This window comes from Microvirga sp. HS2 (assembly GCF_055792805.1).
Window position 1 is genome coordinate 29,807 of record NZ_JBVVAJ010000013.1, and the last position, 17,729, is coordinate 47,535.

Consider the following 17,729-nt stretch of genomic DNA (forward strand, 5'->3'; position numbering starts at 1 on the left):
ACAAGATCACCGGGTGAGAATTTGACCGCTTCCACTATGACGCCCCCAACAACTCAACCAATTCCCTCGGAGCGGATTCGCCAGGCACCTCGGGAAGCTCAACGACATCCACCCCCAAGTCGGCACATGCCGCGGCAAGCCCATCCGGCACGCGACCTGACACCGCGAGCACCTGAAAGCTTGGCCAGTAAAGCTCGTATAAAGTGCCGTCGACCTTGCGCGGGGTTGGTGCTGGCAATCCCCACCGGCCTATTGCACTAAGCCAATTGCTTGAAGCCTCCACCGGCTCTGTCTGCACGTCCTCAGGCTCTGCAAGCTGGCAGAGAAAGGCTGTGACCTCCGCATCGCGACGGTCGATCAGATTATGGTCGGGCTGGTTGAAGTATGAGAGCAAGCAGCGATAGCATCCCGCAACGCAGGCGTCCGATCGCTCCTTAAGTTCGCCTCCTGCCGGCGGGAAATCATAGTGCATGAGATCAAGCGCCTGACGCGCGATCTCTGCCGTCCGGCGAGGGTCCGAGACGAGGCGGTTTAGAACCCCAGCTCCCCCTTCGGTCGCCTCATAAAGCAGGATCGCCTTGCGGTCCTCGCGCGCAGGCAATGGCTCTCCCAAGAGTTCGCCTTCTTCAAGCTCGGCAACAATCTGGATGCCCCGCAAAAGGGCGTGCTGGAGGGTCGCCATCTGCCGTTCGTCAAAACGTGCCAGCGGGCGCACCAAGAGCGCATTCTTGTGATCCTCCACGATCGGCACGATCCGCTGCGACTTCGGGATCGTGACATCCATGTCATCGTCGTCCCCGCCGTTGAGCGTATCTTTGACCCACCGCCCGGAAGTTGGATCGATGCAGAAGCCGTTTATGGATTTCGACTTCCGTCGGCGGAGTCCCTTATTGATCCGCGACAGCTTTGCACGCGCGCCATAATCGAGCAGCAGAAGCGGCTCTCCTCCCGAACGCAAGGTCAGCGTGCGGATATCGGGAACGCCTTTTTCGAATTGCCATTGGAAAACGGTCTGGATCTCAAAGCCGCGCCTTTGCCGGTCTTCATCATTCGCCGTGATCCGAGACGAAGGTGCGGTCTCGACATTGTCGATGCGATAGACATTGTCGAGCCGATCCACACCGGCCAGCGAGGCGCCACACGCGTGGCATCGCTCAAGCTTGTCATCGGCGTGGGCCGCTCCACACTCGGTGCACAGGATAAGGCTGGTGGTTGCCAGCTTGCCATCGTCGAGGCGACCGTGCGCCGGCAGCTTCGCACGCACAACCCGGTAGGCCCGCCCCTCATGATAGATCAGACTGTTGGGACCGAACTCGGAAATCGCGAGGAAGCGCGGCCTTTGCAGGACGGCCGCCCGCTTTGTGGCAGGAATGAAGGCATAAAGCGGAAGGCGTGGGAAATTATAGCCCGGTAGAAATCCCTCCGTGGCCAAATAGCGATATGTGTAAAAGTCCGAACCGTTCGAGGCTTGGCCTCGTTCAAGCATATCGAGCTCTTCGGTCGCGCGGAAATGACGGCGCGCGGCCTCTTTGCGTTCGCCTGGTTTGAAGGACGTCTTCTGCTGAATTTGATGCGCCTCGTCCTGCTCGCGGCGAGCGCTTCTGTAGAGTTCCCGCCATCGGCTGAAGCTCCCCGCGAAATTCTGCGCTGCTTCCCGGTTGGTCTCATCGACAAAGGCATCGATATCAGCCAGCCAAGGGGCATCGGCCAACTCGACCGCGTTGGCAGTTTGCTCAAGAAGGCGTCGCATCGTGGGCTTTGCGGACCCGCTTGCGACGAGCTTGGCAAACGCGCCCTGGATTTCATCGGAGATGGGCATCTCCGGGGTCGTCATGTTCAGATTTTCAGGAATTGACGGCTTCAGCGGTACGACAGCCGCGGCCAGCCACTCGGCGTGAAGATGGCTTCGCAGCAGATCACGGTTGGCAAGATCGAGGGCCGGCGGCTTGACGACGCCCGCGACAAGCCCTTGCCGGTTGTTGAAGTAATATTGGTCGTGGGGGGACTGGGCAGCACAATAGGTGACGACAAGCGCAGCTTGACCGCTACGCCCAGCACGGCCGGCTCGCTGCACGTAATTTGCCGGTGTGGGCGGTGCATTCCGGAGAAAAACGGCGTTCAGAGCGCTGATATCGACACCGAGCTCCATCGTCGGAGAGCAGAACAGCGCCGGAAGGAAACTCGCGGGTTCGCCTTCCTGGCGCATTTCCTCGCGGTTCTGGGCGATCCTTTCGATATCCAACTTCCCGAACCGGAACCGATCTTCCCGCCAAGCACGAACTTTCTGGTCGACCTGGGCGGTATGCTCTCGAGCCTCGAAGGCGAAAGGCAAATTGCCCTCCTGCCCCAGCATCTCCGCAACCTCTTCATAGAGCGCACGGAAGAACGGATTTTCGCGTTTGCCGTCGGCCCTCTTGGTCGCCGGAAAGAGGCGTAAGGCAGTCGATGACAGACGCCACGCAGGAGCTTCTCCGCCGGTAACCACCCGCCGGACGACCTGGTGATTTTCGGCCGCACGCAGAAGTGTGGCGATAACGTCGTCATACTCTTTGACGGGAAGCGGCTCACCCCACAGATCCTTACTGCGGAGGGCCTTACCCAAAGCCGTCCGCCAGCCGGCTCGTACAATTAGTACATCTTCCGCAGCGCTGATCTCGGCCTTGCTCGGCGGATCAATCATCAGGAATCCAGCCTGCCGCAGTTCCTGTTCTTCGTTTTGATCAATCAGCCAGGGTTCGCGCAGGTGATTTCTGGACGTCTCGGCGACCTGCAATACCCGCTGGCGATCCAGCGCTTCGGTGGCTATCGCAAGGCCGCGACGCATATAATCGAATAGCAGCGTGAAGAGCCTGGCTCGCAATTGGGGGGTGCTGCCCGCCAACCGCGGATTGCCAGCGAACTCTTCGTCGTCGCCCGCCAGTTCACCCAGCCCGGGAAATCGCACCTCCACGAGACCGGCTTCTTCGAGATTCGGGTTTGTAAAACGCCACCCCTTCCGAAGATCCGCCCATACCCGATGTGCGAGGATCGACGTCAACACTTCCTCGGCCGCCTGCCGGTTGTGGAATCCCTTTACACGCGGATCGGCCATCCAATCGGAGAGCCGGTCAGATTCCTCCAGATCGAAACCAAGCGCCTTGCGAACAGCTTCACCGAACCGAACGTCCGCGAGGCCCTTCTCGCCTGCGTCACGCACGGCACGTAAGATGCCGCCACGGAGCAAGCTGACGAAAATGAAGTCATTGAAATGCCCCGCCTGCAGGGCCGCATCCTGTCGATTGTCTGTGAAGCCCAGAAGCTTGCGTGTGCTTTCCTCGAGCGTGCCGTCGGCCTCCATCCACGCCAGGATGGTCGAGACGATGAGCGTCGTTGCCGAACTGCGGCCTTCAGCCGAGAGGCCCGCCAGCTTGTTGATGTCGCGTGCCTGTTGAGGCGGCTGATGACGGCAATGGGGGCAGAAGCGATATTTGCCGCTGAAGAACCAGGCTGGCACCCCATCGTCGCCGAGCGACCCATCAGGCTTTACAAAAAGGAGCTGTCCCTCGTGCTTGCCGCGATGTCCTCCCTTAAGGCGCTCCTGTCCGGCCGGCGTGGTTTCCTGCCAATCGTCTGGATAGTCAGCGACGGCGCCCCCGAACTGGAAATCGGCGTTGACCGCGGGAATTAGGAAGCCGGTTCGCGAACCGTCTGGTTCTGGGTCTTCACTTGCCGGCTCATCGATGGCCCGCGCGAGAACGCGTATACCATCGAGCGCATTTTCAATACGTACGCTATGGTGCTCCTGGCCACATTCACGGCAAAAGAAGACCGGATATAAGCGCGCATTCGGATCAGAGGGATGAAAGACCTGCCCCTCCAGAACGACACGCCGACCCGTGGCAGGCTCTAGCGTTGCGTAGGCATGCCCAGCGCCGGAAATAAAACGATGGAGCTTAAAAGCGAGAAATGCCCGGTCGCTGACGCCGCCGCGAAGGTCTTCGCGGCGCCCCATCAAAGACAGCATTCCGGCAAGAGCGCTCCTGCATTCCTCAGAGGGAATCTTCGTCTGAGCCGCTAGTTTAGTAGCCGCATCGCTCAACGTCATGGGCGGGCGACGCCGAAGTTTCTCGCCTTCAGCGAGTCCAATCTCAGTCTCGATCCAGCAGGCGAGCGGATTGCCGTACAGCTCCTTGTCCCTGAGCCCGGTTGGGATTGGCGTCCGGACCGCATCCGCGAGTGATGGTCCGAGGCTTGTGCTGTTGATGCGCGGATCTGTCGCCCGGGCGAGATTTTCGTCAATGATCGAGGCCGAACTCAGTTCTTCCCCGAAAATGAGCTTGCCGACCCGAGCAACGGCACTTGCTCGCTCGATCTCATCCAGGGCGCTCGACATCGTCGCCGAGGTGCCGATGCAGAGTAGCTTGCGCTCCTTGACGAGGCGGTCCTTGACGCGCCGCACCAGCATCGCGACGTCCGCTCCCTGGCGGCCGCGATAAGTGTGCAATTCATCCAGCACCAGGAAATCCAAGCCGCTTGCATTGGCGATGACGGCACGATCGAGCTCGTCCTGACGGGTCATGAGCAGTTCGAGCATCATGAAGTTCGTGAGCAAGATGTCGGGCTTGGCCTTGGCGATGGCCTGTCGCTCCGCATCGCTTTCCTGACCGGTGTAGCGACCGAAGGTCGGGCGCAACTCCTCTTCGACCCCTGAGCCACCAATGAACTTTTCGAGCTCCTCAAGCTGGCTGTTGGCCAACGCGTTCATTGGATAGATGACGATCGCGCGCGTCCGCTGCGCCTCGCCTGCGCGACGCGCGCGCACGACTGCATCGACGATCGGCACAAAGAAGCAGAGCGATTTTCCGGACCCTGTACCGGTTGTTACGATGAAGCTCTCACCATTGCGGGCTTTCGCGACAGCACGTTCTTGGTGACGGTGAAGTTTGATCGGAGTGCGGTCCGGGCCGGTTGCGAATATCTTACTAATCGCCGGATCGAGTACATCTTGCGCAATAAGTTGATCGATAGAATGATCAGCCTCTTCATAGCGTGGGTTGATGGTAATGAGAGGCTCGGGCCAAAAGCGCTGCTCGTTATATGCAGCATCAACCTGAGCACGGATTTCCGGTGCGCGGATCTCCGAGAAGGAGCGCGCGAACGATTCGTATCGCTCTATCAACGCTTGATCGAGATCGAATATGTCCACGACGCCCCCTCTTCAGTTATCTCCAACGAGATATCTGGCTTACACCTTTGGACTATTATTAATTGGAGCGCGCGCTTGTATAGCGTGCGGCATTAGAAAGTCGGCCAAGTTGGCTACGACATCTTCCAAACCTCCCGGATTGGCGGAAACATCCCTGACAAAGGCGTTCCACTGTCGCTGTTTTTGTTCATCGTTGGCGAAAGCCGGCGTTAGTGCATCGGGCAAATCGACAGGAATCGCTGTCTCACGCCGGGCGAACGTTGCAGCGATCGCGCGAGCGAGCCTATCGCCGGCGAAATCGAACGACTTGCTGAGAATCCAGATGTCGTAGAAATCCTTCATGCGACTGTTCGCTCGTCCGAGCGCGACCATCGCTTGAAACTTCTCGGCAATAACTGTTTCGCGCGCGTAGGCACGCAGACGCGGCGCGGGAAACGCCAACATGGAGGGATAGTCGAGCATCTCCGCGCCGGGTTCCATCGCATCGCCGAAGCCGATATCGATCGTCAGATTGATCCTGGCGCCGCTGATCGAGGCGGTTGTCCGTAGTCTCAGCCCGCCATATGCGAGTTCTTCGCGAATGCGATCGACGCGAAGAGCGTCGACGTCAAATTCCACACCATCATCATCGTTGAGCGCCAGGATGTCCCGAAATGTCGCGAGCATCGCCTCGGGTTCAGGGTCGCCAAACCCCAACAGATCGAGGTCACGCGTGCCGCGATGTGGATCCTCAAACCAACTCATCATCAGCATCGCACCTTTCAGAACGAAGCGGTCCGCATGTGCTGATTGGCTGAGCCGGAATAGGAGTCGTTCGAGCGCAAAGCGCGTGAGGACAAGATCAAAGCTCTGGCCGCTTGCCTTGGCGAGCTGCAGGAGGCGGGCGCGCACCGAAGCGCCGATATTCTTGACCTCCTTAGCCATTGGCGGTCAGCGCCTCGAGATAGGGTCGAATGACCGTTGCGACGGCTCCTCGCTCGGCTTGCCTGACGATTTCGCCCGGGGTTGTCTTGCGTTGACGCAGCGCCTCCTGGAGGCCCTCAATCGCCACCGACAGGCCGATCTTGTTGCGATACCGGAAGCAGTCGGCGATCGTCTTGGCGACCCCAAAAACCTTTACGGGCACCCCCTCGACGGTGTGGGCTTCGACGCCTTCCGTAAGGAGGCGTTCTGTGAAGCGTACGAGCCGAACTGGCGCCCCATCACCCTTGGGAGCCCAATCCTTTTGTCCGATGGCGATCCACACCTGTCTTGGGAGTTGATCGGTAAGTTGATGGAACGCGAGGGCCGAGACGAGGCAGACCACACCCTTGGGCACCCGTTTCGCTGCCTCGGCGAGACTGTGGTGAGCGTCGAGCGGGGCATCAGGGAGTTGATAGAGCCCCCGCGCAAGTCGGAGCACCTCGCCATCCCGCTCCATGCGGCTCATAGTTGCCGCGGTAACTCCCGCGGCCCGCAGTTCGGCAAGACGCGCGATACCGCGCGCTCTCAGCACGGAGTGAGCAATATGGCGCTGGGACGCGGTTTCGGGCACGATACGTAGGCTCGGAGTATGGCATCTATTATCCGAGGATTTGTATCATCCCATTTGCTCCAAGGCAAGGGGGAACCTTGAGGCGGCGCGACAATCTGGGGCGGCCAGTTCGGGTACCTGACGTAGCCCCATAGCGGAGAGATCCAGCACAAGCGGACTCAGCAATACGCGAGTCGCCTCGCCGCCGCGCGCAAGAATCTCGATGAAGTCCTCCTGGTTGGGCTGGCCCAACGCCAATCGGTAGATCATTCGCTGCTCGCGAAGCTGGGCGAAGCGGCTCATGTCTCGGCCAAATGGGCGTTCGAACACGTGGCGGCTGATCTCGGCATTCTCAAGCACCCACCACGGTCGAAGGCCGCTCGCATCGACCAGCATCTCCGCCTGGCGCTGCAGGTGACGCCAAGGCGAGCCGCCTGACACAACCGCGTGTCCAAGAGCTTCTTCGTGCAACATTGTCGACAGTCGCCGCCTCACCGCCAGCCCGGCATAGCGCTGAACGCGACCTTCGCGCTGCTCAAGGTCGAGCGGGTTGGAGGACAAATCCCAATGCACGACGTGCGAACACCAGGGATGGAAATCCAGCCCCTCCTGTCCGACCGACGTCGTAGCCAGGACGTGCGGCCAGAACGGCGTGTTGAAACTCCGGCGGACTTCGTCCGGCCGCGCCGGCGCGGATGGCGCGAGTGCTCCATCCACCTTGCCCGCCGGCTCCGCCTCGGCGTCGCCGAACGGAACAGCGACATGGCAACGTACCGGTATCTTGTGCGCCGGCCCGCCAACACTGTGAAAGCTGAAGCTGCCCGCCCGCAGGCCGAGCGAAGATTGCAAATCCTTGGCGAGGCCTGCCGCACCCTCTGGCAGATTCTGCGCGCGAAGCCAGAAATGCTCGTCGAGGACACTTTCGAAACCGCCATCGACGACGGCGCCCATCACCTTATCGACCGCGTTCTTGCCTGGGAGGGACGACAGGATCACCGGATTGTCGAGATACGCGCGCAAGCCCTGCCAGCTCAATTGAACGAGTTCACCGTAGCGCGCCGGATCGAGGATCGTCGGGTCATGCCGCAATAGCGCCCGGCCGAGCGCCACGCCTGGCGCGCCAATGGCATAGTCAACGAGATCGTCGAGTTCAGCTGGCGAGAGGCGCTCGATCGCCTGCATCTGTCGCCATTTAAGGACAGCGGACCGGGCGGCGCGATCCTCACCGACGGCGCTGCTCCAGGCGGCGGCAGACTGTTCCGACAGCCCGGCCGCCCGTTCGATCGCGGCTAAGGTCCGGCCGATGGATCGGTGCCGTCGACGGGCCTTCAACGTGTCCTTCTCGATGATCCCCTTGGGAAGTGCCGCGAGAATCTGCCGCCTCACCTGCTTGCGGATAGCACCGACCGCCTCTCGCGCCTTCGCCAGCGGATCCGTATGCCGGATGAGCCATGGCGACGGATGAAAGGCGGCCATGACCGGTCCGGGAACGGCCGCCAGTTTGAAGCGCCGCCGCCGATAGGCTCTCTCGTAGCCACCGCGCTGTCGGGGAACGCATGACGCTTCAACGCCGAAACTCAGGAGCGCCGCCACGCTTGGCGGAGTCGCCCGAAAGCGGCTAAACATCAGCAGCTTCGGGTCGGCGGCCACGCTCTTCCAGCCGCCAGCAAGCGGCCACCACGGCAGGGATGGCGCGACCCAAGGCAGGGATAGAAGTTTCGCCGGCGCTACGGCGCTGAGCGCCCTGAGTTTCGCGTCAGGCCACCTCGCTGGCGCATCCAGCCTGTTGCGGCGATCCCGTGTCATCTTCGTGAGCTTCGGCGCGGCCTTGATCGTCGCGCGTTTCCATGCCGCATAACGAGGCCCCAAGGATTGGGCCGGCAGCGGGACCGACGACCAATAGGGCAGCGCTTCGTATCGCACATCCTCGGGGAAGCTGTCCGCGAGATGCCGATAGATTTGAAAGTCTTCGGTTATCGGCTCCGCCGCGAGGAACTGCGTTCCGGCCAGAGGATCGCCCGAGGCGACGCTGTCCCGCTCTGTCCTGGACATCACCGGTGTCAGCAGTGCGCGAAGAGCATCTCTGAGTCCGGCAGCCTCCGCGATCTCCAGGCTGGGATCGGTCGTCTCCGCATGCACCGCGATGTCCCGCAACTTGTCCCCGAAATCAGCAAACAGCGTCTTTGCGCGGTCACGGACATCGCGACCGGCGAGGAACTCGATCAACTCAAGCAACTCGGCGTGCGCCAGAGTGCCTTGGGCTTCCTCCCATCGCGTACTGAGCAGCCGGTAGGGTGTCGCGCTGAGCAGCAGGATGGCTGGCCGAGCCACTGACCCATGCGGCTCCAACAGCACCTTGAGGAGCGGATCCGCATCCTTTTCGTCCAAGATCTGCCTGTAGCGTTGAAACTCATCCAGAATGATCAAATCGGGCGGCTGATGGCGCAGTGTCGCCAGCGCCAGGGCGCGACGAAGATGACCGACGAAGGTGGTCGGCTTGAGCGGCTTTATCTTCTGCGCCTCGTCACCGCGCAGCGCTTGCTCGAGCCTTTCGCGCACGGGCTCTCCGAATTCGGTTCCCAGCGCCTCGCGAAACCTCCGAAGCAAATGCGGTGACGCCGCGGTGAGCTTCCTCTCGGCATCCTCGACCAGCCAATCCCAGGAATCGCCGACGTTCAGGCGCAATATGGCGGGATGGAGATCGCGGGCGAACGCTGGGTAAGCCCGGTCCAGCAGCACCTTCAGAAATGCCCGCTCTTCTTTTCTTCCGCCGGTCAGGCGAGCACGCGCACCGGGGAAGGACGTCGCCGGCGTCAGTGCATAGATCAGAACCGGCTTGTCGGGCCGCTTCGAGACCGCGATCAGGGACAGGCGATCCGGCGTCGCAACAGCGGCCTTACGTTCCGGCTCGTCTAGGAAGCTGACGACGCGCCCCTTGTTCTGGTGGGAGACCGCATGGCCATTGGCGATGTAATAGATAACGAGAGGCCGTTGGCCGTTCTCCGACATACGACGCGCAACTTCCTTCGCGACGACAGTCTTTCCCAGGCCGACTTCATCGGCCACCAGAAAGCGTCGGCGACCGCCCTGATTGGCAAAGGCCGAGAGCGCGGCATCGACGGCTGCCTCCTGGAACGGCTTGGGGGCGCTCACCGACGCTTCCCCTTGCGCTCTTCGCCGAGGCCAATCCGGAGCTTGACCCACAGCTCCTCGAAGCGCCGCAGCATCGCAGCGGTTTGCAGGTCTTCCTGGGCGGCCTGCTCCAGCACGGCCGGCAGGTATTCGGAAACGCGGCGTTCGATTTCGCGAAACTTGCTTGGATTGCGCGACCAGGCCGCGAGCATCTCCTCCAGCGTCGGCAATGCGGGATCAAACGCTGGATTCGCACTGGGGGCTACACGATCCTGTTGCTTCTCAATCGTCCAATCATCGTCCCCGTCGCGGCCGTCATCAGCCAGCAGTCCCGCCAGCCAGAGAAGAAAACCCCTCGCCCCCAGAAATCGCACGAAGGCCGCACGATCGCGGTCTTCTCCGAAAGGTGGGTCGGCCGGCGCGCGCTGCAGCCAGGAAAGTCCCTTCTCACCACGGCTGACACGCAAGCGCACGAACTCGCTTCGTTCGGCAGGAAGGGTGGGCCCAAGCGACACCGTCGTTTGTCGCCGTGGCCATACTTTGAGCTCGCCGTACAGGGCGCCGACTTCGAGCAGGATGTCGGTTTCCTCGGGATGTGGTCCATCGGGATAGAGATCGGAACCATGCACAAGACGGATCTCATCCCCGTCGATGCTGAGCATCCCTGCCCATCGCGCCGCGACCTGCGCCCGGGCTCGCTCGAGCGCTTCTTCTTCCAGCGCAGCCGCGTCCGGTTGATATTCGGTGTCCGGCGCCTCGACGATCCGCGCCAAGCCGAGCAACGCCTTCAGACCTTTCTCCAGCGCTTCAGCGACGTGCAGTTCGGCGGTGACCTCGACGTTGCGGCCCGTCCACGCCCGCATGGTGGCGTTGGCGCTTCCGAGCCATAAAGTCCGCTTTCGCCCTGCGCGCACGAACAGCAATTTGGCATGAAGGCCTCGGCCGATCTCTTCCTCCTCGTCAACCGCGGCTTCGGTCTCGGATGTCGATACGGGGTGCTCCGGCTCCGGGTCGCCAATGGGGTAATCCGGCGCATCCAGCGCCAGGAGATCGTCGAACGAGGAGAGCGACGGGCCGCCCCGCTCGATCTCGCGCATGGTCGTCAACAACACGCGCCGTGCCGGCGTCGGCCCGTTCGACACCTGTCCGGCCAGGAAGCTCTTGTCGATGAACGGGCTCACGACGACGATTTCATCGGCCCCCGCCGTTGGGACTGGAGCTTGCAAGTCTCCTGACCCTGTGGACCAGCGAATCCGCTCGACGCTCACGCCCGCGGGCGCGCGCCACGGGATCTTCGCAACCGCCGCCTCGAGGGAAGCTGGGCGGACTCCCTTCAGCTCGGCACGCTCAGCCAGCGCGCGCGCCAGATCGCCCGCCCCTAAGATCGGGCCGCCGCCATTCTCTCCCGAAACAAGCAGGAGACCGATGTCGCGGTTGACGCACTCGGTGAGATTTCGGCTTCCGATCCAGAGCCGCCAGCCGGTCTCGCCGCCTTCGCTCCGTGTCCGCACCAATGCCGCCTTGGGATGCCAGCTATGGCTGGCCTCGTCGAAGTCGACTTCCCGCACGAATTGGTCTAGCACCGCAGCGATGCGCGGCGTTCGCCACATCTTCGCAAGCCGGCCCCGCTGAATGATGATCCGCGCCTTGCCGCGCAGGCGCTCAACGGCGTCTGCGAAATCAGACGGGCTGCCTCGCCCCGCCTCATTGTCCTTGCCGGCGAGGGCGAGCAAGGCCGCACCGATCGATCCAAGGTCCGCCGAATAAGACGCCAGCAATGCCAATTCGACATTCTCGTCGGGACCGGGACGCAGGCCTTCCAGAAACGAAAGAGCTGGCCAACTATCGACCGCGCCGCTCATTCGGCATCCGCCAAATCGTCGAGAAGCGTGCTGACCTGCTGCCACCGGTAATGCAGGGGCCCGGCCAAGCCATGCTCGTCGCTAGACCACTCGAGTCGCCGAGCCCGACCATTGGGGGTCGGCGCAAGCCGCGCTCGCGGGCCCTTGCGCGCCTCAGCAGCGGTATAGACGTGGGCGAGCGCGACAGGATTGCCCGCTCCCGCCGCGATCCAATCTCGCGTTGCCGACACCACGGCAAGCAATTTCGCCGGGAGATTCCCAATGTCCGCTTCGAGCGCCGCTATGTCGAGCCCGGCCGCGATCGAACCATGCTCCGCGAGAATAACCTTGAGATGCTCGCGGTGACGGGCCGAGATTTCTCGCTTGTCGTCGATCTCGACGATCCGTTCCAGCAGCGCATCGTAGACGGCGCGGCCGATGCTCGCGAGACTGGCGGCCTGCTGCGCACGGATAAGCGCGCCCTCTTCGGCGCCGGCGATGGCATATGTTTCGTCGGCCCACATCTCGGCCGGAGCCGGCGCCTCGGTTCTGACCAGCCTTGCCAGCAGCGAGAGTTCACGGCCGCCATTGCCGCGTAGCTGCGCCAGGCGCTCGCGCAGGAACCCGGCCTCCGTCCTCTTCAGGCGAAGGGTAATGTCTCCGCTCTGCCAATTGCTCGGACGATCGGGAAGCCGCACGAAAGGCGGCTCGAAGCTCAGGAGAGGCTGACCATCATCGTCTGTGGGCGAGCCGACGGTCTTCAGCAGACGATGCGCCTGTCCTCGGGAAATCGTCCGACCGTCCGGTCGCGGGCGCAAGATCCCCCAAACCGCGAGCGCGTTCCAATAGACGGTGGACGGCGGTTGGCTCGAGGGCTTTGGAAAGACACGGCCGCCGATCACCTGGGCTTCGCCCACGTCTCTGAGCCGTCCGGCGAGCAGTCTCTCGCGTTCACGCAAGGCGCGCTGCGCGGCCGGTCCGACCATGCCCGCAAGATCCTCGAACAGCCAAGGCACGAAGAGCGCGTAGCGGGCTCGGGTATGCAGGACCGATGTGCCGGGAAAGAAGCGGTCGGCGTAACGCTGGTGGATCGTCAGGAAACCGATCTCGTCGCGCACGCCCATGGACTCTTCGTCCATTTGCGCCTTCGCGCGGGCAAGCGCCTCGCGGGAGAGATAGGTCCAGCCAAGGGCGGGCTCGATCGGCGATGCGCGTCTTGTTCGGGATCGTTTCGTGGCCTGTCGCAACGCCTCAGCTCCGGAGCAGGGACAGTGACGTCGTGGTCAACTTGTCGCCGAAAGGTGCGACATCCGCGGGCTCGATCCTTGCGAGTTGGAAACCATCAGCCATACGCGACCTTCCCGACGCTGCGCGCCAGCCATGTCGGAAGCTGCGGCGCTGCTGCGACCAACTCGTTGAAGGCAGAAGGCGGAAGCCTCCGCTTCAAGGTCCGCAGGGCGCCCTCGGCTCTGTCGGGGCCCAGCCACGCCAAGGCTCGTATCGCCTCACCCACCGGCTGCTGAGCCAGCACGAGTTGCCATCGTGGCGCGTGGCGAAGCTCGACGATCTGCTTGCCAAGTCTCATCTTCCTCGAGCGCCCCGACGTCAGATAGACCGACCGGGCCGGCACCTGCGTCGTAAGCCCAAGATGGTTAGCGGCGGCCACACCGCTCGAGACGATGACCTCACCGCGCTGGGCGGCGATCGCCTCCACTGCTAGTTCTACTGACGGAGCGCTCACGCCGAACCGACTCGTGATGGGCAGCAGGTACACACCGCGTCCAGCCCGAAGCAGTTGGCCCCGCTCGGCCAGGCGCGACAGAGCCTGATCCACTGCGGCCCGGTTTCCCAGATGCAGCAAGCTCTTGGCCGCGACCGGCGTGCCTTTTGGCAGCCCCTTCGCGTGCGCAAGAACCTGTTCGGTCAAGCGTTGCATGTCTATTCCCCCGTCAGAAATATGCGCAGTTTTCTGACATTTTTCAACCTTGGGGCGTCTCCCGGCTTGATGAGCGGTGTGCCTTTATCGAGAAAGTGCTCGCATCCACCGCGATCCAAGCTCCCACCTGGATGCGATCGACGCTTCACTCCATCGCAGATCCAGCAGCAGTTTGGACAACATCCGACAGGCGATGCTCGGCTGCTATTTCTCCGTGAATGCCGAGATGACTCGCTCGGATCGCGGCCGCTCCCTCGTCTCCGACTTGCCTATCGACCAGATACTCACGGAGACTAACGGCCCCTTCACTCAGGTTGACGGTCGTCCCAGCGAGGCCGCTGACGTGAAATCGACGGTAGCCGCGATCGCCGGATCAAAGTCACCCGCCCCTCGCGGGGCGACCTACCGGATTGGATCGCCTGCGCCTCAGACCTTTCATTCTTGACCGTGGCCGAAGCAAAGGGCTGCCCCGATTGCGGCGACCCGACGAAGGGCCTTGGGTCGCGCCTGGGCGCAAGCCGGACGGATCGATATCACCGCCCGAGGCCGCAACGTCACAGTGAAGCGCATCGCCATCGCCACACGCTGGGGAATGGCGGCACCAAGTCCGACCTACGATGCGGAGCCGCAGGCGGTGCGGACGCGGCTAACCCAATCGGTGCGCCCCGACGACTTCGCACGCCCCGGACGCGCAGGCTGCTGGATCGTGCCGCTCGGGGAAGAGCGGCACATCATCGGCGGGACATGATCCACCGGCGACAGGCCATCCGCCTAAACCTCGACGGCGACCCGAGCAATCGATTCAGCGAGCATCAATAATTTCTGTCGAGGCAACGATTGCAAGGAAAAAACTTCGCCTACTTGGCCCTTAGTTGTTTAACTGCAGCGATAAACCCGTACATGACAACTATTACACGAGGGAGATTGATCAATATGGCGAATACGGAAGAGATTTATAGAATTCCCTGCTCTCAATTAAATCTGGCGTCCGTCTATTTCAAAAAGGACAGGCTTTGTGACTGGGAAGTGTATGGGTCGATTTGGCTCGTCTTATCAGCGCTTTAGAGAAAAGTCCGCGCGCATTGGTTCTTCCTCCGGCCAACACCTTGGATAAGCGCAAATACGATATCTATCGGAAGGGAATGGAAAACACGCGAATCCCTTACACTGTCCAGAATGTGATGATCTACGGGACACACATAGGTCGATTGCCAATGCCACGAATCTCATATGGATGGGAACACCATGCCAATGTTTTTTCTCTCGGATTTGTAAACGGGAGGCACCGGACACGCGCATTAGAAAGTCTCGGTGCTGAAGCTATGCCAGTGCAGATAACCGAAGAAGAGGCTAGGCTGCTGTCTGAGCACATGCCGCCGCCCGCCTCCTTTGTACCAGAGACATTCATGGAGGCCATCTGAAGTGATCGGCGACAAACGCTTGGGCTCTCGATATCGAGAGACAGTGGTCGTTCGCTTGGTCGCGGCCGCCGCTCGTATCGACCGCCAACTCGGGGGCGACCGAGATCAAGGAACTTGGCGCCGCTAAACATCGGCACCACCAGCAGCGTGTAAAAAGCCTCGGAGCTCAACGACAATTACCGAGGGTTTGGAACCACAACAGGTTTCGATGAGTGACCTATCGCTGGGCACGGAGGCTTCGCCCTAACAAGTTCATTGCACCGCTCGCTGGGAAGAACCTTCGATTTCGAGAAACATCCCGCAAAACCTGAATAGCGACACGAAGGGCGTCAGCTCAATACGGAATAGATGTGTCCGAAGGCTCGCATCCTGGACCTTCCCGCCCTGCAGACCCTGTGCAAAGCGCTCTTGCCGCGCCCGGGCGAGCTCCACATCATATCGCCGGCGGCCTCGGTTGTGCTTCGACAAGGGTCGCCGACATACCCCAACTGTAGATTGGCCAGGCGCCGTCAGCTTCATTCTCCAAGGTGAAGTGAAAGTCCTTGAGACGCTTTGCCTCCAGCATAGGCAGCATGTCCGAAAACTGCCCGCGCGTGACCTCGATTGATAGGTGCAGCGAGGGAAGATGCGCGGCTTTAAACAAACACCCTGCCTCCGGAAATTCGGTTTTCATCGGAGCTGGCGTCATGATCATGATGACGCCCGGCCAGGTGAATCGGACCTCCGGCATGGTAAAGGCCGCGGGTACAATCATGTAGGTGAATTCAACAGACTGCCGCGGCGGGCCGGGCTGAACGACTTGCCCAAAATTGACCGTGCAGCTGCCAAGAATTTCGCCGCGCCAGTTGCCCGGCCTGATCTCCGGTAGCTTTAGCGCGGGCTTCCTGCCTTTTGTACTTCGCATTGCGTTCGTCCTTCGTCGTTCATGCAGGCTCCGAATTCCAAAACTGACTGTTACTACGTTACGCAATCGCGCCATCCTGCCAAGCCTGGCCGCCAAGAATACGACGCGCAATCACTGGTAAGCTTGCAACCGCAATGCGTATAATGATCGATGCATTCTTAAAGTCGTTTGTTGTGGGGGGAGTATCATGGCAAACTTCGTCGCGGCCGTTCATGCAGACAAGTATGTTCTCATCGGGCGCATTGTAACGATGGACGCAAAGGGAACGGTCCACACGCGTGGCGCCATTTGCATCGAAGCCGATCGCATCGCCGCGGTTGTCGCCAATCCGGCGCATGTTCCTGACGCCTTCACCGGGATTGCAGCGGTTGAAACGCGCGGGACGATCTTTCCCGGTTTGATCGAGCTGCACAACCATCTGAGCTACAATTTCCTGCCGCTCTGGAGCGTGCCGAAGCTTTACACGAACCGGAACCAATGGCGCGAGAAGGAGCCCGACTACCCGATCTCGGTCTCGCTGCCAGCGAAGGTCATCGGCGCCAATGCCGATATCGACTACCCACGCAGCATCGCGCGCTTCGTCGAGTGCCGTTCGCTACTCGGGGGAACGACGACGACGCAAGGACTGAGCGCAAGCAGCAACGGCGGCAAGAAATGGTATCAGGGACTGACCCGCAATGTGGAGGCGCCGGGTGATCCCGCCTTTCCGGCCGCGAGCGGACAGACGCTCGACTACGCGCCATCAGAGATCGCAACCAAGCTCGTGCCGGCGTTGAAGAAGGATCGGCCCTTCTTCTACCATCTGAGCGAAGGCACCGACCAGGATGCCCGGCAGCGCTTCCTCGATCTCGAATACGTCCCCAACACCTGGGCAATCGATCCCGATCTCATCCCGATCCATTGCACCGGCTTGCAGGTGGGCGACTACCCGCGCCTGAAGGCGGCCGCAGGCATGGTCTGGTCGCCGCTATCCAACCTGCTGCTCTATGGCCAGACCGCTGATGTCGCCGCGGCCAAAGCAGCCGGCATACCGATCGCTCTCGGGTCGGACTGGTCGCCGAGCGGAAGCAAGAACCTGCTCGGTGAGCTCAAGATCGCGCGCATCGTCAGCGATCACCACGGCAGCATGTTTGCGCCGGAGGAGCTGGCGCGGATGGTAACGTCCGCGCCCGCCCGGATGCTCGGCTGGCATGGCCAGCTCGGTACGATCGAGCGCGGGCTAAAGGCGGACCTGCTCATCCTCGAAGGGAACGCCGCTGATCCCTATGTCCAACTCATCGACGCGCGCGAGAGCGACATCCTGGCGGTGATGATCGACGGTCGCCCACGTTATGGACGCCTGGGCTTTCTGGATTTCGACGCCAAGCGTCAGGAACGCATCGTCGTCGGCGGCAAGGACTATTCGCTCGATCTCACGGAGCCCGGCGATGACCCGCTGGGCGGGCTTTCGCTCGGCACGGCCATCGCGAAACTCACGTTTGGCCTCGCTCATCTGCAGGAGCTGGCCGCTAGCGCACCGGCGCCCGCCATCATGGGCTTCAAGGCGATCGAGCGCGACGCGATCACCATCGACTTCGAGATGGAAGAGGAGGACGACTTCACGACGCTGCAGGACATGATGCGCACCAATGCGCCTGTCCTGAAGCCGATGCCGATGGCGCCGATCACGGCGATCGACGATCCGGATTTCATCCCGGCGCTGAAGGCCAACGTCAATCTGCCGGTCTACCTGAAGCAGACGCTGTGATGTACTTGGCTTGGACCCGAGGAGCTGCGGCTACCTATGCCCCTCCCCCG

Annotated in this window: 12 protein-coding genes; 4 read left to right on the plus strand and 8 right to left on the minus strand. The window is 61.7% G+C overall.

The window, feature by feature from the left end; all coding sequences use genetic code 11:
- Nucleotides 1–34 precede the first annotated feature (34 nt).
- From ACS5Q0_RS13340 to ACS5Q0_RS13370, 7 genes are all read right to left on the minus strand, one after another.
- On the minus strand, nt 35–5,185 hold the full coding sequence (locus tag ACS5Q0_RS13340) for a DEAD/DEAH box helicase (protein ID WP_473127130.1): 5,151 nt from the start codon (nt 5,183–5,185) through the stop codon (nt 35–37).
- A gap of 39 nt (nt 5,186–5,224) precedes the next feature.
- Nucleotides 5,225–6,109 (minus strand): nucleotidyl transferase AbiEii/AbiGii toxin family protein, encoded by an 885-nt coding sequence (locus ACS5Q0_RS13345; protein ID WP_473127131.1) that lies wholly within the window; start codon nt 6,107–6,109, stop codon nt 5,225–5,227.
- A complete protein-coding gene (locus ACS5Q0_RS13350; protein ID WP_473127132.1) occupies nt 6,102–6,719 on the minus strand; it encodes a type IV toxin-antitoxin system AbiEi family antitoxin domain-containing protein in 618 nt (205 codons plus the stop codon). Before ACS5Q0_RS13350 ends, ACS5Q0_RS13345 begins: the two co-directional genes overlap by 8 nt.
- Before the next feature lie 45 nt (nt 6,720–6,764).
- A complete protein-coding gene (locus ACS5Q0_RS13355) occupies nt 6,765–9,851 on the minus strand; it encodes a C-terminal helicase domain-containing protein (protein WP_473127133.1) in 3,087 nt (1,028 codons plus the stop codon).
- Nucleotides 9,848–11,692 carry a phospholipase D family protein gene (locus ACS5Q0_RS13360; RefSeq protein WP_473127134.1) on the minus strand — a complete coding sequence of 615 codons (1,845 nt, stop codon included), beginning with the start codon at nt 11,690–11,692 and terminating at the stop codon, nt 9,848–9,850. Before ACS5Q0_RS13360 ends, ACS5Q0_RS13355 begins: the two co-directional genes overlap by 4 nt.
- On the minus strand, nt 11,689–12,918 hold the full coding sequence (locus ACS5Q0_RS13365) for a DUF6361 family protein (protein WP_473127135.1): 1,230 nt from the start codon (nt 12,916–12,918) through the stop codon (nt 11,689–11,691). The genes ACS5Q0_RS13360 and ACS5Q0_RS13365 overlap by 4 nt, the downstream gene beginning before the upstream one ends.
- 95 nt (nt 12,919–13,013) lie before the next feature.
- A complete protein-coding gene (locus tag ACS5Q0_RS13370; RefSeq protein WP_473127136.1) occupies nt 13,014–13,607 on the minus strand; it encodes a DUF6088 family protein in 594 nt (197 codons plus the stop codon).
- Nucleotides 13,608–13,800: 193 nt separating this feature from the next.
- Between ACS5Q0_RS13370 and ACS5Q0_RS13375 the strand changes: the two genes are divergently transcribed.
- The 3 genes from ACS5Q0_RS13375 to ACS5Q0_RS13385 all read left to right on the plus strand — a co-directional run bounded on the left by ACS5Q0_RS13375 (nt 13,801) and on the right by ACS5Q0_RS13385 (nt 15,028).
- Nucleotides 13,801–14,052, plus strand: coding sequence for a TatD family hydrolase (locus ACS5Q0_RS13375; protein ID WP_473127215.1), 252 nt, complete (start codon nt 13,801–13,803; stop codon nt 14,050–14,052).
- Nucleotides 14,053–14,103: 51 nt separating this feature from the next.
- Nucleotides 14,104–14,355 carry a hypothetical protein gene (locus tag ACS5Q0_RS13380; RefSeq protein ID WP_473127137.1) on the plus strand — a complete coding sequence of 84 codons (252 nt, stop codon included), beginning with the start codon at nt 14,104–14,106 and terminating at the stop codon, nt 14,353–14,355.
- 292 nt (nt 14,356–14,647) lie between these two features.
- On the plus strand, nt 14,648–15,028 hold the full coding sequence (locus tag ACS5Q0_RS13385) for a plasmid fertility inhibition factor family protein (protein WP_473127138.1): 381 nt from the start codon (nt 14,648–14,650) through the stop codon (nt 15,026–15,028).
- Between the two features lie 433 nt (nt 15,029–15,461).
- Here the strand turns inward: ACS5Q0_RS13385 and ACS5Q0_RS13390 are convergent, their stop codons facing one another.
- Complete coding sequence (locus ACS5Q0_RS13390) at nt 15,462–15,932, minus strand: hypothetical protein (RefSeq protein WP_473127139.1); 471 nt, start codon at nt 15,930–15,932, stop codon at nt 15,462–15,464.
- A 187-nt stretch (nt 15,933–16,119) separates the two neighbouring features.
- On the opposite strand from ACS5Q0_RS13390, the gene ACS5Q0_RS13395 reads away from it, so the two are divergent.
- On the plus strand, nt 16,120–17,679 hold the full coding sequence (locus ACS5Q0_RS13395) for an amidohydrolase family protein (RefSeq protein WP_473127140.1): 1,560 nt from the start codon (nt 16,120–16,122) through the stop codon (nt 17,677–17,679).
- The last annotated feature ends 50 nt before the right edge of the window (nt 17,680–17,729 follow it).

Coding starts and splice junctions, on each gene's coding strand:
- ACS5Q0_RS13390 (WP_473127139.1), bottom strand. CDS start 15,932: ATGCGAAGTACAAAAGGCAGGAAGCCCGCGCTAAAGCTACCGGAGATC.
- ACS5Q0_RS13360 (WP_473127134.1), bottom strand. CDS start 11,692: ATGAGCGGCGCGGTCGATAGTTGGCCAGCTCTTTCGTTTCTGGAAGGC.
- ACS5Q0_RS13345 (WP_473127131.1), bottom strand. CDS start 6,109: ATGGCTAAGGAGGTCAAGAATATCGGCGCTTCGGTGCGCGCCCGCCTC.
- ACS5Q0_RS13375 (WP_473127215.1), top strand. CDS start 13,801: ATGCTCGGCTGCTATTTCTCCGTGAATGCCGAGATGACTCGCTCGGAT.
- ACS5Q0_RS13370 (WP_473127136.1), bottom strand. CDS start 13,607: ATGCAACGCTTGACCGAACAGGTTCTTGCGCACGCGAAGGGGCTGCCA.
- ACS5Q0_RS13395 (WP_473127140.1), top strand. CDS start 16,120: ATGGCAAACTTCGTCGCGGCCGTTCATGCAGACAAGTATGTTCTCATC.